Genomic DNA, 22,621 nt, shown 5'->3' with positions numbered 1-22,621 from the left:
GGCATGGCTGGCTCCAGAAGCATTCTAGTGCTAGCGCAGCGTGCGGACTCCCTCGGGTGGCAGTCCAGCCACGAGGGCGAGCACATTGGCAAAGGCCCGCACGTGATCGCTGAGGTCCTGATCCAGTGCCGTCCACGAGGCGCGCATCTCCAGCTGGAAGGAGCGGGGAGAGCCGCCGATATCACCGAAACGCACAGAGGCGGTGGAAGTCACCGTGCCGCCCACATCGGTGATGGAGGCGCCGGAGTCGTCGAGCCCCTCGGATAGCCACTGCCACGCCACCTCGGGAAGAAGCGGATCGTTGGCCACGGCATCGTCCATATCGGCCTGAATATAGGCCACGAGGCGCATATTGCCGTTCCAGCCATCCTCCGAGTTGGGATCGTAGAGCACGATCAAGCGGCCAAAGGCGTCGCCCTCGGACTCGGTGGGAATAGGCTCGTTCTCGCGAAGGGGATGTTCGACCTCCAGCCCGATCGCGTGGGAATACGGCGCGAGCTTTTGTGGTGGGCGAATCGTGCCCAGAGAAATCTCCGGCCGCAGCGACACGGTATGCAGCGACTCCACAGCCGCAGCAAATTCCTGCGGGTAGCCCTGCGAGGACGTCCTATTCGGTGCGGATGCCAGGGTTGCGTCAGATTCCTTCACGTGATCCAAGCTAGCTTCTGCACATGCGGCCGCGCGGGAGGCGCGCCGAGCCTCGTCATCGCTGTCTACGGCCGCTATGTAGGCTTATCGACGCCATCTCGCCACCACATCTGTGCCGCCGCTGGGCACTGAACGCGGGGTGGGTATGGCTAAACTGCGTGGAGGTTAGCTAGACTTTGCACAGTCAGCAATCGCGTGGATAGTCCACTGTTAGATACGCAGGAAATCCCGTGGTTTCTCCCCACGCGACCAGTACTTTTCTCAACAGAGTGAAAAGAGGTCTTTTTCGTGAGTGAACGGCCAGATTACGCCAAGCTCAACTCCATCCAGCGCTACACCCAGTGGGCGGTATTCCGGGCCATTCCGGGCGCCCTCGGTTCCGAGCGCGAGGAAGTGATCGCCGAAGCCCGCCAGTTCTTCGCCAGCATTGACGACGGCGATCAGCTGGTCGTGCGTGGTATCTATGACATCAGCGGTATTCAGGCCGATGCGGATTTCATGATTTGGTGGCACGCCGAGGAATACCGCCAGCTGCAGGAGGTGTACAACCGCTTCCGCCGCGAGACCACGCTGGGTCAGCTCACTGAGGTGGTGTGGACCGGCAACGGCATGCACCGCCCCGCGGAGTTCAATAAGTCGCACCTGCCCAGCTTCATCATGGGCGAGGAGCCAGGCGACTGGATCACCGTCTATCCCTTCGTGCGTTCCTATGACTGGTACATCATGGATGAGTCCAAGCGGCGCAAGATCCTCGCCGAGCACGGCATGGCGGGGCGCAACTACCCGGATGTGCGGGCAAACACCATGCCGGCCTTCGCCCTCGGCGATTATGAGTGGGTGCTCGCCTTCGAAGGCCCCGAGCTGCACCGTCTGGTGGACCTCATGCATCGCATGCGTTACACCCAGGCCCGCCTGCACGTGCGGGAAGAAACTCCCTTCTTCACCGGCCGTCGCGTTGCCGATATCGAAGAGATCGTGAGCATGCTGCCCTAAAACGCAGCGATGCGGCCGTGCACGCATACATAACCGGCGCCCAGCGGTGCGAAAACTATTCGCCGCTGGGCGCCGGTGTCTATTCTGCCGTACCTATGCTAGGCCTCGGGGTCGCTTTCGAGGGTGAGGCAGATGGAGTTGATGCAGTAGCGCAGATCGGTCGGTGTGTCATAGCCCTCGCCGGCAAAGACGTGGCCGAGATGGGAATGGCAGTTGGCGCACAGCACCTCGGTGCGCACCCGGCCGAGGCTATGGTCCTCGCGTTCGATGATGCGCTCCCCGGCGAGCGGGGAGAAGAAGGAGGGCCAACCACAGTGCGACTGGAATTTCTCCGTCGAGCGAAACAGCTCGGTGCCGCAGGCCTTACAGGAATACACCCCGGCCGTGGTGGTGTCGGTGTATTCGCCCACATGGGGAGCTTCGGTGCCGGCCATGCGCAGCACGCGGAACTCCTCTGGGTTGAGGCGGCGCTTCCATTCGCTGTCGCTGAGTTCGCGATAATCCGTCATTGTGTCTGTTCCTCTCGGTGGGCGATACTCGGCCCGGGCTGTGTATGGGTGTGGTTCGCGGCGTGGCTGCTGGCGTGGGCGCTTCGCGCTGCGGGGACGAAGGTGGGGTCTCCCAGCCGGCCGGCACATGCCGTGGCCCGATCGGGCTCCCAGAATAGCCAGCTCACCGCGGTGGTGGCAATGACCACAATGAGCAGCACCCAGCCGGCGTAGCCGATGGTGGTGCCGACCAGATAACCCCAGAGGGAGACACCGAGATCATCGGTGCGGAAGTGGAAGTAGAACAGGAACATCGCCAGGATACTCAGTGGATTGTGCAGCATGCTGCGGTGCATGCCGGCGGTGGCGACGAGCGGCAGCAGCAGGATCGAGTAATACATCTGCCCCAGCGAGGACAGCACGAACACCCCGACGAGCAGCAGTGAGCCGGTGGTGAGCAGCCACACCACCCGATTGCTGGTGCGGATGGAAAGCAGGGCGATCAATCCGGCGCCCACAAAGGCGGCGAGCAGTAGCCACAGCGCCATGGCCACGACAGGGTGCACCCCGAAGTAGAGGGTGAGCCCGCGCAGGGAGGCGTTGGCGTAGTCGCGCACCTGGCTGAGATAGGGCACGACCACGGAGAAATACTCGCCGGCCCCCGTCACAATGCGCATGGCGATGAGATTCGCGATCACCGGTACCCCGATCGCGCCGATAAGACTCGGCCAGTGACTACGCAGCAGCACCACAGGAATGAAGATCAGGGGCGCGAAGAGGGGTTTAATCACGATGGCCAGGCCGAGAACCAGCCCCGCCGCCCAGGGCTTGGTGGCGTGGGTGAGGGCGTAGAAGCTCACCAGCGCCAGCAGTAGTAGCCCGTTGATATTGGAGAACAACAGGGTGTTGATCACGGACTCGGTACACAAAGCCAGGGAGATGGCCAATGGCAGCCACGGGGTGCGGATAGAGCGCCCAGTGAGGCGGAAAAGCAGCACGATCGCGGCGATAATGGCCACGGCATTGGCGCAGATAAAGAGCATGCGTGCGGTGGTCCAGTCCGTGGACCAGCCGAGCGGGGAGAGAATGAGCGTGGCCCCAGGGTTATAGAGGTAGTGCGGGTCCACGGTGGAGTAATCCTCGCTATAGACGTTCACTCCGTCGAGGTGGCGTCGAATAGCGAAATAGACAGTGGAAAAATCATCGGCGCGGCCGCCGGCAGCGGCTTGAATGGCCACGCGGTAGGCGATGATCACGAGCGCGATCGGCCACAGCGCGATCATCAGGCCACGATGCTGGAGGGAATTGGGTGTGATCACTCCAGTGAGTGTAATCGCTTAGCCTCGCGTTATTCGCTGCGGCACACCCAGTGGCTGAGACACTGTGGTCATAACACCAAATCATGCCGGGCTAGGTGCGTGGCAGGCGGTAGCGGGTGAAAAGATAGCCCTCTTCATCGTGGTGGACGGCATCAAGCTGCAGCTGGGTGGGCGCAGCAGGATAGCTAAACAGCGGCTGATCCATGGGGGTGATCACCGGGGCGAGGCTTAAGTGGAGATAATCGATCAGCCCTTGGGCAAGCACATGGCCGTAGACGCTGGGGCCGCCCTCAATACTGATGCGGTGATAGCCACGCTCCCGCAGTGCTGTTATGGCGTGGTCGATGGAGAGCTCCTCAAGCAGCACCAGCTCCGCGCCGGCGGCCGCGAATTCGGCTGCTCTTTCCGCATTGTCTGCGCCAGTGATCACGATCGGTCCGGTGGTGCTGTCGCGAAAGAAGCGAGAGGTGGTGTCCATCTCCGCCGAGCCGGTGAGTACAGCCAGCGGGGGAGCTTCCGCCTGCCCTAAGGCGCGGCGGTGCTGGCGCTGTTGGGGATTAAGCTGCACCCCGCCGTAGTTTTCGGCGCGGACGGTGCCGGCGCCAACGAGTACCACGTCGGCCCATGCACGCAGCGTGCTGAGCACTCGGGTGTCATTAGCATTGCCCAGGGAGCCGGAGGTTCCCTCGAGCGTGGCGGAGCCATTGAGCGAGGAGACGCAGACAGCGCGGATCTCGGGCTGCGAGGGCGGGCACTCGGCGCCGAGGATCTCACTGCGGGTGAGGGGAGTGGGGCCATAACGGTCATTGTGCCACGCAGAGAAAACTCCCGCCCTCTCCGAGAAGGAGAAGACGGGAGTTCTAAGAGAGCGGATGACGGGACTCGAACCCGCGACCCTAACCTTGGCAAGGTTATGCGCTACCAGCTGCGCTACATCCGCATGCATGTTGTTTTAAAGAACAATGCCTTGTTCTGCGTGCGCGATACTGGGATTGAACCAGTGACCTCTTCCGTGTCAGGGAAGCGCTCTCCCGCTGAGCTAAACGCGCTTAAGTGGAGGTGGAAACGGGAATCGAACCCGTGTACAAGGTTTTGCAGACCTTTGCCTCACCACTCGGCCATTCCACCGTGTCACTTAGTATTTACAACGATACACGCCTTAAGTGTAAGGAGGACACCCCCGAAGGGGTGGTGTATCAGAGCGGATGACGGGACTCGAACCCGCGACCCTAACCTTGGCAAGGTTATGCGCTACCAGCTGCGCTACATCCGCATGCATGTTGTTTTAAAGAACAATGCCTTGTTCTGCGTGCGCGATACTGGGATTGAACCAGTGACCTCTTCCGTGTCAGGGAAGCGCTCTCCCGCTGAGCTAAACGCGCGTGCGCTGTTCAAATACCAAGCACATGATCGTGATCAGTGCCCATAAATGAACCAGAGCGGATGACGGGACTCGAACCCGCGACCCTAACCTTGGCAAGGTTATGCGCTACCAGCTGCGCTACATCCGCATTGCATCACCTGCTCGCTTGGTTCTGTATCAACAGTTCCGTGAGCTGTGGTGCGTTGAAAACAATAGCGTGAGAGCAAGCGAAATGACAAATCTGCATGTGGCACCGCATTTGCCGTGGTGTGAAGGCGGATAGGCCGCAGCGCAATGAAAGTGACAGCACTGTAATTTACGCCCAGGTGGGGGCGGGGTGTAGCTATAGCGACTTGCGCGCAGGGTGTACGGCGCGCGCGGGAGAGGCGCGGGCATGTCGTATTCGGGGCTCCTGCCGCCTTGGGGTGGGTGTGGCCGCGTTCTCGGGGCGGCATTTAAGGTCCTGAACTGGTGATTAGTCCTCGCAGTGAATCTCGTGCTAGGTTATCTTCTCGGAAGCGACAAGCTGATTCGTTTCAGTTCTCGTCATTTCTGGTCCCATGGCTCAGTGGAAGAGCGTCCCGTTCACACCGGGAAGGTCGCTGGTTCGATCCCAGCTGGGACCACTTTGTGTTTCTGGGGGTCTCCATCGCGGAGGCCCCCAGTTTTCTTTTCTTCAGCCTTCTTGGCTCGTGCGCGGGAACAGTGCGGGCGCGGTGGGCTCGCGCCACGCGGGGTGTGGCAGGTGTGGCGGCGGGATGGGCGACGCAATTCAATACCGCCCTAGCTGTGGCATATGTCACGTGATGGATCGACGGGGAACTATCGTGCAGGAATCTCCGACTGTTGTCATAGAGCCTGATGCCTTGGGGTATTGCAGAGTTTCTGCCGTTGGTGGCGGGAACGTGGGTGATACCGAATGGAGGTGCAGGCTTAGTCTGATTCACGTCCTCACTTGTGGGTGGTGGTTAGGCGGCACGGCTGGTGCGCCATACTTGTCGTGGAAGCACAACAATGCAGTGTCGGCTTGAAGGAGAATGGTGTATGCGCAGAACCTGGGGACGCACAGCCCAGCCCTCGTGGGCCATGGCGGTACTGACCTCAGTGGGTATCGCGATTGCCACTGTGTTCACGGTGCTGAGCGCTCCGCTGGCCGCGGCGCATGACGTGGTAATCAACTCCACGCCGCAGGATGGCTCCACGGTGAAAGAATTTCCGCAGAAAATCGTGCTAGAGTTCTCTGCCATTCCGCTCGATACCTTTAATCGAGTGGCAGTGAGTAATAGCGATTCCGGCGAGATCCTCTACCAAGGAGAGCCCGAGCTGGATCAGCAACTAGTCATCATCGATCTGCCCGAAGGGATGGATCCCGGTGATGGAAATTATCTCGTCGGATTTCAAATTACCTCCTCCGACGGCCATGCCACCCGTGGTGGCACCACCTTTAGCGTCGATTCTGGTGAGGGCGCAGTCGCCCCAGCCACTGATGCTAGCTCGGAAAAATCCGAGTCTTCCGAGACAGACACGCTAGGCTCGGAGGGAGAACGATTAGCTCCGATGATAATTATCGCCGGTGGCATAGTGCTACTGGTCGCCATCGTTGGCGCAATCCTGATGTTCGCCAAAAGAAAGGAATCACAGAAATGATTACCCGTAAATTCGCTACAGTTGCTGCAGCTCTACTCGCAACCGGCTCCCTGACCCTCGCTGCATGTTCCCCGGAGATGGAAAAAGACTCCGACATGCCCAAGGATCCCACCGATAACCCCTCGATGAGCTCCTCCGCTCCGGCAAGCACCGAGAGCACCGAAACCTCTACCGAGGCCTCCTCCAAGGACGTCGAGTTCCGAAACGCCTACGTGAAGGCAAAGCCGGCCGATAAGAATATGACCGCTGCTTTCGGTACCTTGGTGAATAACACTGATCAGGACATCTTGGTCACCTCCTTCACCACCTCCTTGGGCGCGCCGAAGAACGAGATCCACGAGGTGCGTGATGGTGCTATGCGCGAGCTCGAGGGCGGCCTGCCGATCCCCGCTAATGGACAGGCCCCCCTGCAGCCGGGCGCTAATCACTTCATGATCATGGATTATGACAAGGCCATCGAACCCGGTGACACAGTCTCCATCACCATCACTCTCGAGGACGGCACTTCCTACACCTTCGACGATGTCGAGGTTCGCGATATCGCCGCCGGCGAGGAGAGCTACGACGCCGATGGTGGCGTCCAGGGCCACAACGGCATGGACCACGAGGGCATGAACCACGACAACTCCTAAGCATCGGCGTCGTCATCTCATCAGCGGCGAAGCTCTGTCGGGGCCGCGCCGGCGGCTCCAGCAGCGCTCGCCGCTAGGAGGAGACGGACGTCGCTAGCTAAAAGAGGGCGCCTGCTCCGACCAGAAGTGCGCTAGATCGTGTGTCTAGCTCGCGGCGTGGCCGCCGGCAGGCGCCCTTCACGTTGCCACCGCCTCTCCATGAGTGGAGTGGGCGAGAGGGCGGCGTCGATAAGCTTGCACCTCTACGCGTGTCTACAACTTCATACATAGTGCCCAGCGTGCCCGCATCTGGGGCCTCGTTGTGTGTGTTATTCCTGAGGCGCAAGAGCGGGAGCGGAAACTTATAAAGGAGGATGGTGTCTTCTAAGATGTCCCATGGCAAACCCGTGGACGAGAACCCCCAACCGCACGGATCGGCGAGCCCGGGCCACTCTGGCGGAGTCAATCGCCGTGCCTTCCTCAGCGGCGCTACCACCTTGGCCGCTGGGGCGGGACTGGCGTCCTGCGCGCGCGGCCAAGACAATCCCGAGGCCGGCGCCGCAGCAGCGAATAAGGACGTATCCACCCGGCTTCGCCATGCCACCGTCGATTTCGATGGCCCGCACCAAGCGGGTATCGCCACATCCAAGCAGGCCCGGGTAGCGGTCTGCGCCTTTACGGTGCGCCCAAATAGCACCATCGAGGACATGCAGCGTCTCTTCCGGCTGTGGACCATGGATGCCCGCCGCCTGACCCAGGGCGTGCCTCCGCTGGGTGATCTCGAGGAGGAGCTTTCGGAGATTCCCGCGAACCTCACCATCACCGCTGGGGTGGGCGAGCGTTTCTTCGATATCATCGGCCGGCCCGATTTGCGCCCCGAGTGGCTGCACCCCATTCCCGCCTTTTCTCGCGATCAGCTGGATCCGAAGTGGGGCGAGGCCGATATTGTGCTGCAGATCTGTGCCGATGATGGGTTGACGCTGGCGCACGCGATGCGGCACATGGTTCGCTCCGGCGACCGCTATGTCACGGTCAAGTGGATTCAACAGGGCTTTTCCAATGCCGATGGCACGGTGACGGCCGATACCACGCAGCGCAATCTTTTCGGCCAGATCGACGGCACCGTTAATCCGCACACGGAGGAAGAGTATGAGGAGCAGGTGTGGATCGATGAGGGCCCCGAGTGGATGCGCGGCGGTAGCTGCATGGTGCTGCGCCGTATCGCCATGAATATTGACACTTGGGAGATTCTGGATCGCGGCTCCCGCGAGCTGTCCGTGGGGCGGACTCTCGATACTGGGGCCCCGCTGACTGGCGGCGATGAGCACAGCCCCGCCGATTTCGAGGCCACGGATAAGTTCGGGCTGCCGGTGATCGACCCGATGAGTCACATGGCGCGCTCGCATCCGCCGGCCGATAAGCCGCAGCAGAAGATTCTGCGTCGACCCTATAGCTATGATCTGCAGCCGGAACCTGGCTCGGAGCAGCTATCTAATTCGGGTCTATTGTTCATCTGTTTCCAGAAGAATCCCGATGAGCAATTCACCCCGATTCAACGGCGTCTCGATGAGGGCGACCGGCTGAACCAGTGGATCACTCACATCGGCTCCTCCGTCTTTTTCATCTTCCCCGGCACCACCGAGGACGACTATTGGGGCAGGGGGCTGCTGGAATCCTAGCGCCACGGGGTAAGATACCCCGCAGACGTGTGTGCAGACGTCCATGGGAGCAGCGCTTATCGACGCTGCCCTCGGTGGCATCTGCAACTCCCTAACCAGAGAGACGACGTCTGGGTGGGCGACCCCCGCCTAGGAAACGCCCTGGCGACCAGGTATGTCGCCGGGGCACAAGATGTGTGAGGAGCACGAAGAAACGTGAGTATGTCAGACCCGGTCTACTGCAGTGTGGATCCTTTCCTTGTCCCCGCCGGCCAGGCTGTGGGCCAGGCCATGCGCGAGCTCGAGTTGCCCAATAAGGGCCCCGAAGCCATCGTGGTGGCGAAGGATCCCGAGGGAACATTGCGCGATTTGTCCTTTGTCCCCACTGAGGACACCGAGTTCACCCCCGTTCCTGCGTGCACCGAAGAGGGGCGCGGAGTTATCCGTCACTCCTGTACCCACGTGCTCGCTCAGGCGGTCCAGGCTGAGTTTCCCGGCACTAAGCTCGGCATCGGCCCGGCCATCGACAATGGCTTTTACTATGATTTCGATGCCGCCGAGCCTTTTACCCCAGAGGACCTCAAGCGCATTGAAAAGCGTATGAAGAAAATCATCAAGCAGGGGCAGAAGTTCGAGCGCCGGGTCTACGCCACCCCGGATGAGGCCCGCGCCGAGCTGTCTCACGAGCCTTATAAGCTCGAGCTGATCGAGGATAAGGGCAATGTGGATCCCGACTCGGACGAGGCCACCGAGGTGGGCGCCGGCGAGCTCACCAGCTACGCCAACTGCAATCCGCGCACCGGCGACGTGGAATGGTACGACCTGTGCCGCGGCCCGCACGTGCCCACCACCAAATATATTCCGGCGTTTGCGCTCACCCGCTCCTCGGCCGCTTATTGGCGCGGCGATCAGAACAACGCCGGCCTGCAGCGCATCTACGGCACGGCGTGGGAGTCCAAGGAAAAGCTCGCGGAGTATCAGACGATGCTCGCCGAAGCCGAGAAGCGCGATCACCGTCGCCTCGGCGCGGAGCTGGATCTGTTCAGCTTCCCCGATGAGATCGGTTCGGGCTTTCCGGTGTTCCATCCCGCCGGCGGAATTGTCCGTCTGGAGATGGAGGAGCACTCCCGCCGCCGCCACATCAGCGCCGGCTACTCCTTTGTCAACACTCCTCACTTGACCAAGGGGGATCTCTTTAAGAAGTCTGGGCACTTGGACTTCTACTCGGACGGCATGTTCCCGCCCATGCAGCTCGATGGCGAGTACGACGATGATGGCGCGGTGGTCAAGCCCCCGCAGGACTACTACGCCAAGCCCATGAACTGCCCGATGCATAACCTGATCTTCGCCTCTCGGGGTCGGTCCTATCGCGAGCTGCCGCTGCGGCTTTTCGAGTTCGGTACCGTCTATCGCTACGAGAAGTCCGGTGTGATCCACGGACTGACCCGTGCCCGCGGCTTCACCCAGGATGATGCGCATATTTACTGCACCGAGGCACAGCTAGAAGACGAGCTCACCCGGGTACTCGACTTCATCATCTCGCTGCTCAAGGACTACGGCCTGGATGATTTCTACCTGGAGCTGTCCACCAAGGACCCCCAGAAGTTCGTCGGCTCGGACGAGATCTGGGAGCGTTCCACCGAGATCCTCGAAAACGTTGCCACCCGCTCCGGCTTGGAGCTGGTGCCCGATCCGGCCGGTGCCGCGTTCTATGGTCCAAAGATCTCCGTGCAGGCCCGCGACGCCATCGGCCGTACTTGGCAGATGTCCACCGTGCAGCTGGACTTTAACCTGCCCGAGCGCTTCAACCTGGAGTACACGGCCCCCGACGGCTCCAAGCAGCGTCCGATCATGATTCACCGCGCGCTCTTCGGCTCGATTGAGCGCTTCTTCGGTGTGCTGCTCGAGCACTATGCCGGCGCCTTCCCCGCGTGGTTGGCCCCGCACCAAGTGATGGGCATTCCGGTGGCCGATGAGTTCTCCGGTTACCTCGAGAATGTCTGCGCCGGTTTGCGCCAGTCCGGCATCCGCGCTGAGGTGGACACCTCGGATGATCGTATGCAGAAGAAGATCCGCAACCACACCACCGGCAAGGTTCCCTTCATGCTGCTGGCCGGTGGCCGCGATGTGGAGGCCAACGCCGTCAGCTTCCGTTTCTTGGATGGCTCCCAGGTCAATGGGGTGCCGGTTGATCAGGCGCAGACGCTGATCCGTAACTGGGTGGCCCAGCGCATCAATGCCCAACCGAATAAAGAACTCGTTGAGGAGTTCCGTGGAACGGCAAGCTAAACCCGAGACGCAGCCCGCAGAGTCCTATAAGGATTCTGGGTTGGGGATCCCCGACCGCCTCGAGCGGCTGTGGGCGCCTTATCGGATGAACTATATTCGCGACGCCAGCGCGGGCGGCGCGGGCAGTGCGGATGCGCGGCCGCGTAATCCCTTCCTCGCTATCCCTGAGATGAGCGATGAGGAAGGGCTGATCGTGGCCCGCGGCGAGCTCGTCTACTGCGTGCTGAACCTCTATCCGTATAACTCTGGCCACGCCATGGTGGTGCCCTACCGGCAGGTTGCCAACCTGGAAGATCTCCGCGTGGACGAGACCGCCGAGCTCATGGCTTTCGCCCAAAAGCTGGTGCGCGTAATCAAATCCGTCTCTGCACCCGATGCCTTCAACGTCGGCTTCAATCTGGGTCGCGCCTCCGGCGGCTCGGTGGGGGAGCATCTGCACCTGCATGTGGTGCCCAGGTGGAGCGGCGATTCCAACTTCATGACGGTGATCGATGGCGTGAAGGTGCTGCCGCAGCTGCTACGTGATACCCGCCAGCTCCTCGCCGATGCGTGGGAGGCTGATAGCGATGCTTAGCGTGCATGGACGCAAACCCGCAGCTGTGGTGGTGGAGCCAATCGCGAAGCGTTTGGTGAAGTGGAATCTCACCCCCAATGTGGTCACCGTGTTCGGGGCAGTGGTGTCCATCCTGCTCGCCGTGGTCCTTATCCCCACCGGCCATCTGGTGGCGGCGGCCGTGCTCTCCGGGCTATTCGTAGCCTTCGACATGGTCGACGGCACCATGGCACGGTTGCGCGGCGGCGGCACCAAATACGGCGCCACCCTCGATGCCACCTGCGATCGGCTCACCGATGGTGCCCTCTTCGCGGCGATTACCTGGTGGCTGATCTATAGCTACGAGGCATCCCAGCCGCTGGTGGTGGCCTCCTTAGTCGTGCTGGTGTGCTCCCAAGTGATCTCCTATGTCAAAGCCCGTGGCGAAGCCAGCGGCCTGAAGATGGTCGGCGGTCTCATCGAGCGCCCCGAAAGGCTCATCATCGGCCTATTGGGCATTGGCCTGCAGGGCTTCGGTGTGCCCTATGCGGTGGACGTGGCCATCTGGGTATTGGCGGTAGGATCGGTGTTCACCGTGGTCCAACGACTCGCCATGGCCGCCAACTCCACTCACGGCCAGGACAGGATCGCCCCTCCCGCGGGGGCGCGTAACCCGAGGACCCGCTAGACCCTATCCGCCCACGACACTGTGCATCGACTGGGCGGCGTCGTCGCCCAACCGCGTGGGCGCGGCGCTGCCCATGCTGCGTGAGGAGCTCGCCCTACGATGACCCCCTGGAGCCGCCTACGCTACGCCCTGAGTGAGCGACACTGGGCCGCCGCCGGCTATATGTTCGGCTGGGCGGCGCTGTCCCAGCTGCCCCGCCCGGCCGCCACCGCCTTAGCAACCATCGGCGCCGATATTGCGAGCAAGCGCGGTCGTGGTCCCGCTCAGCTGCGCCGCAACCTCGAGCGCGTCGTAGGACCCGCCGCGGTGACCCCAGCGTTGATGCGGGCATCCATGCGCTCCTATACCCGCTATTGGATGGAGGCCTTCCGGCTGCCGCACATCGCCACCGATCCACGGCTGCTGGACTCGCTTAATTCCACGGTGCGCGGCTTCGATCACTTAGACGAGCCCCTCGCCTCCGGGCGCGGGGTGATTCTCACTCTGCCGCATAGTGGCAACTGGGACATGGCCGGGGTGTTTTTGGTGCATCGTCACGGCAGCTTTAGCACCGTGGCCGAACGCCTCGAACCCGCCGAGCTCTACGACGCCTTCGTTGATTATCGCAGCTCCCTCGGTTTTCGGGTCCTGCCGCACCGCGATGAGCACGGCAATGGCCCCTACCAGAAGCTCAAGCAGATCCTCGATCATGGCGGGGTGGTGTGCCTGCTCGGCGAACGCGACTTACGCGCCAGCGGGGTAGAGGTGGACTTCTTTGGCCAGCCCGCCCTCTTCCCAGCAGGCCCCGCCCAGCTCGCCCTGGACACCGGCGCCAGCCTGCACGTAGTACATAGCTTCTATCCGAGCGCCGATACCTGGGGGCTCGATGTCTCCGCGGAGATTGAGGTGGATGATCTGCAGTCCACCACCCAGCGCATCGCCGCAGGATTCGAGGCCAATATCGCCGCCCACCCCGCCGATTGGCACATGCTGCAACCCCTATGGCTCGCGGATCTCGATCCGGCGCGCCTCGCCCGTGGCCGCGGCCAGCAGCAGGAGAACCCGCCTGCACCGGGTACCGGAGACACCACGGAGGGCCACTAATGCGTATTGGTATCGTCTGCCCCTATTCCTTCGATGAACCCGGCGGCGTTCAGGCCCATATCCTGGATCTTGGTCACGCCCTGCGCGAACGCGGACACTATGTGCGCGCCATCGGCCCCGCTACGAGCGCTGCGGAGGTGCCCGACTGGGTGGTGCGCGGCGGCAGAGCGATGCCCATTCCCTATAACGGCTCGGTGGCGCGCATCTCCGTCGGCCCACACGTCGATAGCGGGTTGAAGCGCTTTATCGCCGAGAACAACTTTGACATTCTGCATATTCACGAGCCCAACTCGCCCAGCTTTTCGATGGCGGCGCTGCGCCTAGCGCACGGGCCGGTCGTGGCTACCTATCACGCCTCCAGTTCTGGGTCTCGACTGCTCAAGCTCTCCACCCCGGTGCTGCGGCCGCTGCTGGAAAAGATCCGTGGCGGGATCGCGGTCTCTGAGCTGGCACGTCGCTGGCAGGTGGAGCAACTCGGCGGCGATCCTGTGCTCATTCCCAATGGGGTGGATACGCGGCAGTTCGCTGCGGCGCGGCGCCGCAGCGAGGAGGAGGCGGCGGGCGAAGAGGCGTCGACAAGCGACAAGCAGGTGCCCGAGATCGTCTTTCTCGGGCGGCTCGATGAGCCCCGCAAGGGCCTGGATATTCTGCTGCGCGCCCTGGCACAGCTGGAGCGCCCCTTCCGCTGCACGGTGATCGGGGCTGGGACCCAGCGGCCGATGCCGGGGGTGCACTACGCAGGTAAGGTCTCCGATGCGGAGAAGGCCGAGATTCTCGGCCGGGCCGATATTTATGTGGCCCCCAATACCGGCGGGGAGAGCTTCGGCATCGTGCTCGTTGAGGCCATGGCCGCCGGCTGTGCGGTGCTGGCCAGTGATCTGGAAGCCTTCGCCGCGGTGACCAACGCCTATAGCGATAGCCCTGCAGGGCTGCTGTTTCCCAATGGCAGCGCCGCGGATTTAGCCGCACAGCTGCGGCGGCTGATCGACTCGCCCGCACAACGCCGCAGGCTCGTCGCCGCCGGTGCGGCCCGCGCCGCCAGCTATGACTGGGATACAGTGACCACCCAGATCCTGCAGGTGTATGAGGCCGTCGCCGATGGCACCAGCGTGAAACTGAAGTGAAAGGTGCGTCATGAGCGCGGTGTATGTACTCGTTGCCATTGTCCTCACCACGGTGGTGCTCTGGGCGGTCTTTACCGCTCAGCGGCTGAACCGGATGCATATTCGGCTCGATGCCGCGTTGGTGAACCTCCAAGCGGCGCTCGATATGCGGGCCGCCGTGATCGCGGCAAGTATCGAAGAGGTGGCCGCACAGGCCTATGCCGCGCAGAATGAGCCACTGGACCTGCACAATGTGTCCGTGCGGGTGGATAAAGAAAAAGAGCTCATCAAGGCGCTCAAGAAATACAGCGAAGCCCATGCGGATGAGCCCTTGCCCAGACCCATCACCGATGCTGCGGTGCGAGTGCAGCTGACCCACCGCTTCTACAACGATGCGGTGGTAGACACCCGGGCGCTCCGGATCCGCCCCGTGGTGCGACTGCTGCACCTGGGGGGACGAGCACCCATGCCGCAATACGTGGAATTGCCGCTTGCTACCCCCTTTTTGGAAAAAACGTCCCGCGATACGGGAGAAAAAAGCTAGCATTGTGTGGCTAAAGATGTCTGAGCGGCTCAAGAAGGGTTGGTTTATTCCCAGTGGCAGACACCAATGGAGTACACGCAGGCGTTACTGATCGCCTGCTCGGCGGAGTGATCATGGATGTGGTGACTCCCGAACAGGCAGAGATTGCCCAGGCAGCGGGCGCGAAGGCCGTGATGGCCCTCGAGCGCGTTCCCGCCGATATTCGCCGCGATGGCGGGGTGTCCCGGATGTCCGATCCGGACATGATCGCCGGTATCCAGAAGGCCGTGGACATCCCGGTGATGGCCAAGGTGCGCATTGGCCACTTTGTGGAAGCACAGGTCTTGCAGACCCTCGGTATTGATTGGATCGACGAGTCCGAGGTGCTTACTCCCGCCGATCATTCCCATCACGTGGATAAGCATCGCTTCGAGGTGCCTTTTGTCTGCGGTGCGACCAGCTTGGGCGAGGCCCTGCGCCGTATCGCCGAGGGCGCGGCCATGATTCGCTCCAAGGGCGAGGCCGGCACCGGTGACGTCTCCAATGCCGTCACGCATATCCGCACCATTCGCGCCGAGATCGCGACGCTGGCCAGCCTTGATGAGACTGCCCTCTACCATGCCGCCAAGGAGCTGCAGGCCCCCTATGAGCTGGTGCGGCAGACCGCCTCCACCGGCCGGCTGCCCGTGACCCTCTTCGTTGCCGGGGGTGTGGCCACCCCGGCCGATGCCGCCATGATGATGCAGCTCGGCGCCGAGGGTGTGTTCGTCGGCTCCGGCATCTTTAAGTCCGGTAACCCGGAAAAGCGCGCACGGGCCATCGTCGAGGCCACCGCCCACTACAACGATCCCAGCGTGATCGCCGAGGTGTCGCGCTCTCTCGGCGAGGCCATGGTGGGCATCAATTGCGATGACCTCAGCGAGCAGCAGCGCATGGCCGATCGCGGCTGCTAAGCCCCGCCGGCCCCGTCCACGCTATGCAGCAGCCACAGCCCTCCCAGATCGAGCAGCTCTGCGAGCTCCGCGAGATCGCCACGGATGAGTTCCAGGCACCGGTGGTGCCCACCTCGCTGGAGCGCACCTTCGGCGGCCAGCTCGTGGCTCAGGCTGTGGCCGCGGCCGCGCGGACCGTCGATGCGGACTTTTCTCCGCATTCGCTGCATTGCTATTTCCTCGCCCCCGGTGATCCGGCCCAGCCCACCCAGGTGAGGGTGCAGCGGCTGCGCGAGGGGCGCTCTTTTCACTCGCGGCTGCTGAGCCTCTGCCAATCCGGGCAGCTACTGTGCAGCGTGCAGGTGAGTATGCACCACGGCAGGGATGCCGGGCTGAGCCACAACGAGCCTTCTCCGGTCCTGCCAGCGCCGGAGGAGATTTCCCACGCCGACTCAGCCCGGGCGGCGTTTTTCGATCGCGAGTGGCCGGAGTGGGATATCCGCATTGTTCCCCGTGAGCGCTTAAGCGCCCCGCTCACCGCGACCGCCACCCAGGTGGCGTGGATGCGCTCCACCGCAGCGCTGCCGGCAGATGAGCTGCTGCACAGCTGCGCGCTGTCCTATATCTCGGATGCCACCCTGCTCTCTGCCGCCCAGGTACGCCACCCGACCACCCCGCTGCAGATGGCCTCGTTGGATCATGCCCTGTGGTTTCTCCGCCCAGTGCGGGTGGATCAGTGGCTGGCCTATGTACAGACCTCGCCGGCGGCCGGCGGCGGCCGCTCCCTCTGCGAAGGCCGGATCTATGATGCCGCTGGGCAGCTCGTTGCCATCGCCACACAGGAAGGCCTGACTCGGCACCTGAGGCACTCACGCTATACTGATAAACCGCTTACTAACGACTGTTGAACGCGAAGTTTTTTTAAGAGAGAAGAGGAACGCTGATGTCAGGCCACTCAAAGTGGGCAACAACCAAGCACAAGAAGGCCGCTAATGACGCCAAGCGCGGCAAGGAGTTTGCCAAGCTGATCAAGAATATCGAGGTGGCGGCCCGTACTGGCGGTGGCGACCCGGCAGCGAATCCGACCCTCGATGACATGATCCGCAAGGCCAAGAAGGCCTCGGTGCCCAATGACAATATTGAGCGCGCCCGCAAGCGCGGCTCCGGCGAAGAGGCCGGCGGCGCCGACTGGCAGTCCATCATGTATGAAGGCTATGGCCCAGGTGGCGTGGCTATGCTTATCGAGTGCCTCACCGATAACCGCAACCGCGCGGCCTCCGAGGTGCGCAGCATTATGTCGAAGAACAACGGCAACATGGCCGAGTCCGGTGCAGTGGGCTACCTCTTTACCCGCGTCGGCGTGGTGGTAGTGGACAAGGGCGAGCTGACTGAGGACGACGTGCTCATGGCTGTGCTCGACGCCGGTGCCGAAGAGGTGAATGATCTCGGCGAGAAGTTCGAGGTTGTGTGCTCTCCCTCTGATACCCGCGGTGTGCGCGCTGCCTTGGAGGAAAACGAAATGAAGGTCGATGACGCCGACCAAGATTTCCGCGCCTCCGTCGAGGTGGAGGCCGATGCAGACCTTGCCCGCAAGATCCTGCGTTTGGTGGACCTGCTCGAGGATTCCGATGACGTGCAAAACGTCTACTCCAATATCACTATCTCCGATGAGGTGGCCGCTCAGCTCGACGCTTAGCGACGCCGCCCGCCAGGCGCATCCCGTCTGCGGCACGATCAACGCCCTCTCCCTGCAGCCACTGCGGCGGCGAGGGCGTTTTCTGCGCCCCGCACACCGCTGATACGGGATCGTGCGAAAAAATGTGCTAAACATGGTCTGAGACAACGAGGAGGACATGCGGGTGCGCGCTGCAAACACCATGGAGGGCCTGCGGGTGATGGGCATTGACCCAGGCTTGACCCGCTGTGGGCTGTCTGTGGTGCAGGCAGGGCGGGGCCGGGCCGTATATCCCGTGGCTGTGGGGGTAGTGCGCACCCCGGCGAAAGATGAGCTGACGGCGCGTCTGCTCCAGCTCAGCCAGGCGGTGAAGGAATGGATCCGGGACTATGATCCGGATGTGGTGGCCATCGAGCGCGTCTTCGAACGCGGTAACGTCTCTACGGTGATGCACACCGCCCACGCCGTAGGGGTGCTGGTGCTCGCCGCCGCCGAGTGCCACATCCCGGTGCACATGTACACCCCCTCGGAAGTGAAGAAGGCCATCTCGGGCAATGGCCGCGCCGATAAGAAACAAATGACCGCCATGATCACCCGGATTCTGGGGCTGGCGGAACCACCCAAGCCGGCCGATGCTGCCGATGCCTTAGCGTTGGGGGTATGCCACTGCTGGCGCGCCCCCGCCCTGGCGCACCAAGCGGAGCTGGCCAAGCAACACCAAAGGAGCAGCAGCACATGATCGCATCCCTGCGCGGAACCTGTATTGATCTCGGCCTTTCCGGCGCGATCATCGAATGCGCCGGAGTGGGCTATAGCATCAGCGCCACCCCGCGCACCCTCGGTACCATGCGCCCAGGGGAGGAGTGCTTCGTCGTGGTGGCGCAGATCGTCCGGGAAGACTCGATGGAGCTATTCGCCTTCGCCAATAGCGAGGAAAGGGAGTTCTTCCATCTGCTGTGCACCGTCTCCAAAGTGGGGCCCAAGTTGGCGCTAGCAGCGCTCGCCATGGCCAGCCCCACCGAACTGGCCGGCTATATCAGCCGCAGCGATGCCGCCGCGCTGGAGAAGATCCCCGGCGTGGGTAAGCGCACCGCCGAGCGCATGGTGGTGGATTTGAAGCAGAAGGTCGAGCCCTTCGTCGGCGCCGTCGCCCAGCAGCCCAGCGCCGTTGCCCCCGCACTCACGGGTGGTGTGGCCGAGGATGTGGCAGAGGCACTGGAAAACCTGGGTTTTAGCCGCAAGGACGCCGATGCGGCCGTGGCGAGCGTGTTGGCCGCCCAGCCGAATCTCGACGTCTCCGCTGCGCTGCGCGCCTGCCTCGCGACGCTGAGCAGCAACTAGGCTCGAGGAGCAAGTGGGAAGGACATCTGCGCTATGTCGAATGTAGAAAAGACCGAGTTTCAGCTCCCCGAGGGGGCATTACGCCCGCCGGATTCCGCTGTGCGCCCGCAGCTCAACGAGGGCGAGCACGATGATGAGGTGAATCTGCGCCCGAAAAGCCTGGGCGAGTTCATTGGCCAGCCCAAAGTGCGGGAGCAGCTCGAGCTGGTGCTGGGTGGCGCCAGGAGCAGGGGAGTGGCGCCCGACCATGTGCTGCTATCCGGCCCGCCCGGGCTGGGCAAGACCACGATGGCGATGATCATCGCCGCCGAGCTCAACTCGAATCTGCGCATGACCTCAGGTCCGGCGCTCGAACGTGCCGGCGATCTGGCGGCCATGCTGTCCAATCTCACCGAGGGCGATGTGCTGTTTATCGATGAGATCCACCGCATGGCTCGGCCGGCGGAGGAAATGCTCTACATGGCGATGGAGGATTTCCGTATTGATGTGATCGTCGGCAAAGGCCCCGGTGCCACCTCGATCCCCTTGGAGCTGGCTCCCTTCACCCTGGTGGGGGCGACCACGCGCTCGGGTATGCTCACCGGTCCGCTCCGCGATCGTTTCGGCTTCACCGCCCAAATGGAGTTCTATGGTCCCGCTGATCTCACCCGGGTGGTGCTGCGCGCCGCCAAGATCCTCGGGGTGAGTATCGATGAGGAGGCCGGCCACGAGATCGCCTCCCGCTCCCGCGGTACCCCGCGTATTGCCAATCGCCTGCTGCGGCGGGTGCGCGACTATGCCGATGTGCACTCCAATGGGCATATCACCCTCGCTGCGGCGCAAGCCGCGCTCGTGGTCTTTGACGTCGATGAGATGGGCCTCGACCGCCTGGATCGGGCGGTGCTCACCGCCCTGATCAAGGGCCACGGCGGCGGTCCGGTGGGGGTGAGCACCCTCGCCATCGCGGTGGGCGAGGAGCCGTCGACCGTGGAAGAAGTCTGCGAACCCTATCTCGTGCGTGCGGGCATGATTAGCCGCACCGGTCGCGGCCGGGTAGCTACTGCCGCCGCCTGGCGCCACCTCGGGCTGGAACCGCCGGAGGGAACCGTGGGGCTGTTCTAAGGACGGTCGAGAACTCACGGGCGGGTGTATATGCCGTTGTTCGCGGCGCTAGAGTTTGGCACACTGGTAGGCACTATGTCGACTGTATTTCTGCTCATTATTCTGGCGCTCTTTTTGCTGCCCGCCTTTTTACAGATGCGCACTCAGCGCAAGCGGCTCAATGAGATCCGCAAGGTTCAAGAATCCCTGCGTCCTGGCGACCGTGTGGTCACCAGTGCTGGGCTCTACGCCACGGTGCGCGATCGCAGCGAGAACACCGTGGATCTCGAGATCGCCGCGGGCGTGGTGTCCACCTTCGAGCTGATCGCCGTGGTGCGTAAACTCGAGGCCCCGGGCGCCGAGTCCGCCCCGGTGGTGGAGGAAGCGAGCGAGCAGCCCCTCGCGCCGCAGCCCTACGAGCAGCCCGGCGAGGGGGTGCACCCCGAGAACCTGGAGCAGCCCTCGCATCCGGAGCAGCAGGATGCACCGGCTCCCGAGCAGCACCCAGAAGGTTGGCAAGGCTCGGCTGAGAACCGCCGCGACTAAGCTGTTGATTTCATTCACCGCCTCCACTGGCTACTGATTCAGTGGGGGCGTGTCCTATGCCGTACTATGGTCGAATGACCTGCGCGCGCTGTGCATGCGGCGCGCAACCGCCGCCCAGGTACATCGTGGTGGTGGCGGCTGATTCACGCCGGTTGATGAGGCACGCGGGCCACGGCGCCCGTGGTGAGCCTCATGTGTTCATTGGAGGAGGAAACGTTCGTGGCATCCCGCAGCAAGCGGTCGCAGCTGGGACCATCGGCGTGGCCGAAGCGGGCGATCGGTGTGTTTGCGCTGATCCTCGTGCTGGTTTACGCCTTGGTCTTGTTCACTGGAGACCGCAGGCCCGTCCCCAAGCTGGGTATTGATCTTCAAGGCGGGACCCGGGTGACCCTGGTCCCACAGGGCCAGGATCCCACCTCGGAGCAGCTCGCGCAGGCGCGCACCATTCTGGAGAACCGTGTGAACGGCATGGGCGTCAGCGGCGCGGAAGTGATCACCGATGGCGATACGCTCGTGATTTCCGTGCCGGGTGAAGATACCGCCCAGGCCAAGGCGCTCTCGCAGACCTCGCAGCTGATGTTCCGCCCAGTGCTCACCCCGACCGAGATCCCCTCCCCGGAGGATAACCTCGCGGCGCTGGAGACCATGGCGAACCGCTGGGTTAGCGTCGGCGCGAGCACCAAGGAGCACGCCCAAAGCGTGCTCGACGAGGTCGCCACCACCTTGTCGAATAACTCCGAGCAGCTCGTGGGGGAGAAGAAGACCTACGACGCTCCCAAGGTGAGCGAGAACCCGCCGGCCGAGCCGAAGAACTCGCTTGAGCAGGCCGAACAGCGCGATAAGGAGCTGGAGGTGCTCCGTGAGGACCGCCAGTCCGATGATCTGGCGCGGCAGGTAGCGGCCCGCCAGCTCATGGTGTGTGAGCAACAAGAGGACCGCTCCCAGCAGGCCCCACTGGATCCGCTCGCCGGCACCGATGATCCGAAAAAGCCCTTGGTGGCCTGTGATCCGAGCGTTGGCCAAGTAATGCTTCTCGACGCCGTCCCGCTGCTCGTGGGCCAGACCGATGAGGAGCGGGGCACGCGCCTGACCGGTAATGAGATCGATACCTCCCAGCCCATCACCGGTGGCTTCAACCCCGAGCGCAACACCATGGAGATCAACTTTGCCTTTAAGTCCTCCGGTGGCGAGCAGGGGTCCTCGACGTGGGCGAAGCTGACCGAGGAGTACCTGCAGCGGCAGATCGCGATCACCCTTGACTCGCAGATTATCTCCGCCCCGGTGATCCAATCCGCCACCCCGGTGGGATCAGGTACCTCGATCACGGGTAGCTTCTCGCAGCAGGAGGCCACGGAGCTCGCCAATAACCTGCGCTATGGTGCGCTGCCCTTGAGCTTCGCCGGCGAAAATGGCGAGCTCGGCGGAACCACCACCACGATCCCGCCCTCGCTGGGTAGCGCCTCGCTGCAGGCGGGCCTGATCGCGGGCATTGTCGGCCTGGTGCTCATCGCCATCTTTGCCTTCAGCTACTACCGCGTCTTCGGCGCCCTCGCGATCTTTACCCTCGTGGCGGCCAATGCCTTGGTCTACGGCGCCTTGGTGCTGCTGGGCCGATGGATCGGCTATAGCCTCGACCTAGCCGGTATCGCCGGTCTGATCATCGGTCTGGGCACCACCGCCGACTCCTTCGTGGTGTTCTACGAGCGGATCAAGGATGAGATCCGCGATAATAACCGCACCTTCCGCTCGGCGGTGCCGCGCGGCTGGCAATCCGCCAAGCGCACCATTCTGAGCGGTAACACGGTGTCGCTGATCGCGGCCATCGTGCTCTACGTCCTCGCAGTCGGATCGGTCAAGGGCTTTGCCTTTACCTTGGGTCTGACCACGATCTTCAACTTGGTCGTCACCTTCTTGGTGACCGCGCCACTGGTGCTGCTCGCCAGCCGCCGCACGTGGTTCAATAAGACGTCCCGCAATGGCTTTGGCGCGGTGATGAAGGTACGCGATGAGCGCACTGCCGCCGGCACCGCTGCGGAGGCCCCCTATGCCAATGAGGTTATCGCCGGCAACGGCTCGAACGATGCGGCAGGAGAGAAGTAACC

22 protein-coding genes and 7 tRNA genes are annotated in these 22,621 nt (G+C 62.8%); 19 read left to right on the top strand and 10 right to left on the bottom strand.

Annotated elements, in window-relative coordinates; genetic code table 11:
- Positions 1 to 30: 30 nt before the first annotated feature.
- A complete protein-coding gene (locus tag GBB11_RS01215; RefSeq protein ID WP_098755475.1) occupies positions 31 to 657 on the bottom strand; it encodes a DUF3000 domain-containing protein in 627 nt (208 codons plus the stop codon).
- Positions 658 to 936: 279 nt separating this feature from the next.
- Between GBB11_RS01215 and hemQ the strand changes: the two genes are divergently transcribed.
- Positions 937 to 1,641: a hydrogen peroxide-dependent heme synthase gene (gene hemQ, locus GBB11_RS01210; protein WP_151548698.1), complete on the top strand. Its 705-nt coding sequence runs from the start codon at positions 937 to 939 to the stop codon at positions 1,639 to 1,641.
- Between the two features lie 98 nt (positions 1,642 to 1,739).
- Here the strand turns inward: hemQ and msrB are convergent, their stop codons facing one another.
- The 9 genes from msrB to GBB11_RS01165 form a co-directional block, all read right to left on the bottom strand.
- Complete coding sequence (gene msrB, locus GBB11_RS01205; protein WP_151528637.1) at positions 1,740 to 2,150, bottom strand: peptide-methionine (R)-S-oxide reductase MsrB; 411 nt, start codon at positions 2,148 to 2,150, stop codon at positions 1,740 to 1,742.
- Positions 2,147 to 3,448 carry a glycosyltransferase family 87 protein gene (locus tag GBB11_RS01200; RefSeq protein WP_151548697.1) on the bottom strand — a complete coding sequence of 434 codons (1,302 nt, stop codon included), beginning with the start codon at positions 3,446 to 3,448 and terminating at the stop codon, positions 2,147 to 2,149. The genes msrB and GBB11_RS01200 overlap by 4 nt, the downstream gene beginning before the upstream one ends.
- A 91-nt stretch (positions 3,449 to 3,539) precedes the next feature.
- A complete protein-coding gene (locus GBB11_RS01195; protein ID WP_225979112.1) occupies positions 3,540 to 4,217 on the bottom strand; it encodes a pyrimidine reductase family protein in 678 nt (225 codons plus the stop codon).
- Between the two features lie 98 nt (positions 4,218 to 4,315).
- Positions 4,316 to 4,388: transfer RNA gene (locus tag GBB11_RS01190), tRNA-Gly, on the bottom strand.
- A gap of 37 nt (positions 4,389 to 4,425) precedes the next feature.
- Positions 4,426 to 4,497: transfer RNA gene (locus tag GBB11_RS01185), tRNA-Val, on the bottom strand.
- 5 nt (positions 4,498 to 4,502) lie between these two features.
- Positions 4,503 to 4,576, bottom strand: a tRNA-Cys gene (locus GBB11_RS01180).
- A 72-nt stretch (positions 4,577 to 4,648) separates the two neighbouring features.
- Positions 4,649 to 4,721 (bottom strand) — tRNA-Gly (locus GBB11_RS01175).
- A 37-nt stretch (positions 4,722 to 4,758) separates the two neighbouring features.
- Positions 4,759 to 4,830, bottom strand: a tRNA-Val gene (locus tag GBB11_RS01170).
- A gap of 56 nt (positions 4,831 to 4,886) precedes the next feature.
- Positions 4,887 to 4,959, bottom strand: a tRNA-Gly gene (locus GBB11_RS01165).
- Positions 4,960 to 5,365: 406 nt separating this feature from the next.
- Here GBB11_RS01165 and GBB11_RS01160 point away from each other — a divergent pair.
- From GBB11_RS01160 to secD, 18 genes are all read left to right on the top strand, one after another.
- Positions 5,366 to 5,437 (top strand) — tRNA-Val (locus GBB11_RS01160).
- A gap of 418 nt (positions 5,438 to 5,855) precedes the next feature.
- A complete protein-coding gene (locus GBB11_RS01155; protein WP_225979081.1) occupies positions 5,856 to 6,458 on the top strand; it encodes a copper resistance CopC family protein in 603 nt (200 codons plus the stop codon).
- Positions 6,455 to 7,090, top strand: a complete 636-nt coding sequence (locus tag GBB11_RS01150; RefSeq protein WP_151548695.1) for a copper chaperone PCu(A)C — start codon at positions 6,455 to 6,457, stop codon at positions 7,088 to 7,090. The genes GBB11_RS01155 and GBB11_RS01150 overlap by 4 nt, the downstream gene beginning before the upstream one ends.
- A 353-nt stretch (positions 7,091 to 7,443) precedes the next feature.
- The gene (locus GBB11_RS01145) at positions 7,444 to 8,748 is read left to right on the top strand and encodes a Dyp-type peroxidase (RefSeq protein ID WP_225979079.1); all 1,305 of its coding nucleotides are present in this window, start codon (positions 7,444 to 7,446) and stop codon (positions 8,746 to 8,748) included.
- 201 nt (positions 8,749 to 8,949) lie between these two features.
- Positions 8,950 to 11,016, top strand: coding sequence for a threonine--tRNA ligase (gene thrS, locus GBB11_RS01140; protein WP_151548999.1), 2,067 nt, complete (start codon positions 8,950 to 8,952; stop codon positions 11,014 to 11,016).
- Complete coding sequence (locus GBB11_RS01135) at positions 11,000 to 11,590, top strand: HIT domain-containing protein (protein ID WP_151548694.1); 591 nt, start codon at positions 11,000 to 11,002, stop codon at positions 11,588 to 11,590. The genes thrS and GBB11_RS01135 overlap by 17 nt, the downstream gene beginning before the upstream one ends.
- On the top strand, positions 11,583 to 12,236 hold the full coding sequence (gene pgsA, locus GBB11_RS01130) for a phosphatidylinositol phosphate synthase (protein ID WP_151548693.1): 654 nt from the start codon (positions 11,583 to 11,585) through the stop codon (positions 12,234 to 12,236). Before GBB11_RS01135 ends, pgsA begins: the two co-directional genes overlap by 8 nt.
- Before the next feature lie 99 nt (positions 12,237 to 12,335).
- Positions 12,336 to 13,319 (top strand): phosphatidylinositol mannoside acyltransferase, encoded by a 984-nt coding sequence (locus GBB11_RS01125; protein ID WP_151548692.1) that lies wholly within the window; start codon positions 12,336 to 12,338, stop codon positions 13,317 to 13,319.
- On the top strand, positions 13,319 to 14,443 hold the full coding sequence (locus GBB11_RS01120; protein WP_151548691.1) for a glycosyltransferase family 4 protein: 1,125 nt from the start codon (positions 13,319 to 13,321) through the stop codon (positions 14,441 to 14,443). The genes GBB11_RS01125 and GBB11_RS01120 overlap by 1 nt, the downstream gene beginning before the upstream one ends.
- 10 nt (positions 14,444 to 14,453) lie before the next feature.
- The gene (locus GBB11_RS01115) at positions 14,454 to 14,966 is read left to right on the top strand and encodes a hypothetical protein (RefSeq protein WP_151548690.1); all 513 of its coding nucleotides are present in this window, start codon (positions 14,454 to 14,456) and stop codon (positions 14,964 to 14,966) included.
- Between the two features lie 53 nt (positions 14,967 to 15,019).
- Positions 15,020 to 15,898 (top strand): pyridoxal 5'-phosphate synthase lyase subunit PdxS, encoded by an 879-nt coding sequence (gene pdxS / locus GBB11_RS01110; RefSeq protein WP_151548689.1) that lies wholly within the window; start codon positions 15,020 to 15,022, stop codon positions 15,896 to 15,898.
- Between the two features lie 23 nt (positions 15,899 to 15,921).
- Positions 15,922 to 16,785, top strand: coding sequence for an acyl-CoA thioesterase II (locus GBB11_RS01105; protein WP_151548688.1), 864 nt, complete (start codon positions 15,922 to 15,924; stop codon positions 16,783 to 16,785).
- Positions 16,786 to 16,820: 35 nt separating this feature from the next.
- A complete protein-coding gene (locus tag GBB11_RS01100) occupies positions 16,821 to 17,573 on the top strand; it encodes a YebC/PmpR family DNA-binding transcriptional regulator (RefSeq protein WP_151548687.1) in 753 nt (250 codons plus the stop codon).
- A gap of 181 nt (positions 17,574 to 17,754) precedes the next feature.
- Complete coding sequence (gene ruvC, locus GBB11_RS01095; RefSeq protein WP_151528863.1) at positions 17,755 to 18,291, top strand: crossover junction endodeoxyribonuclease RuvC; 537 nt, start codon at positions 17,755 to 17,757, stop codon at positions 18,289 to 18,291.
- Positions 18,288 to 18,893, top strand: coding sequence for a Holliday junction branch migration protein RuvA (gene ruvA, locus GBB11_RS01090; RefSeq protein WP_151548686.1), 606 nt, complete (start codon positions 18,288 to 18,290; stop codon positions 18,891 to 18,893). Before ruvC ends, ruvA begins: the two co-directional genes overlap by 4 nt.
- A gap of 33 nt (positions 18,894 to 18,926) precedes the next feature.
- Positions 18,927 to 19,994 carry a Holliday junction branch migration DNA helicase RuvB gene (ruvB, locus tag GBB11_RS01085; RefSeq protein WP_151548685.1) on the top strand — a complete coding sequence of 356 codons (1,068 nt, stop codon included), beginning with the start codon at positions 18,927 to 18,929 and terminating at the stop codon, positions 19,992 to 19,994.
- 75 nt (positions 19,995 to 20,069) lie between these two features.
- Entirely contained in the window at positions 20,070 to 20,519 is a 450-nt protein-coding gene (yajC, locus tag GBB11_RS01080; RefSeq protein ID WP_192796296.1) for a preprotein translocase subunit YajC, read from the top strand.
- Positions 20,520 to 20,738: 219 nt separating this feature from the next.
- On the top strand, positions 20,739 to 22,619 hold the full coding sequence (gene secD / locus GBB11_RS01075) for a protein translocase subunit SecD (RefSeq protein ID WP_151548683.1): 1,881 nt from the start codon (positions 20,739 to 20,741) through the stop codon (positions 22,617 to 22,619).
- Positions 22,620 to 22,621: the final 2 nt, after the last annotated feature.

Source organism: Corynebacterium sp. 74A (genome assembly GCF_008930665.1).
Taxonomy (GTDB): Bacteria; Actinomycetota; Actinomycetes; order Mycobacteriales; family Mycobacteriaceae; genus Corynebacterium; species Corynebacterium megadyptis.
This window is presented reverse-complemented; position numbering and strand designations above follow the sequence as displayed.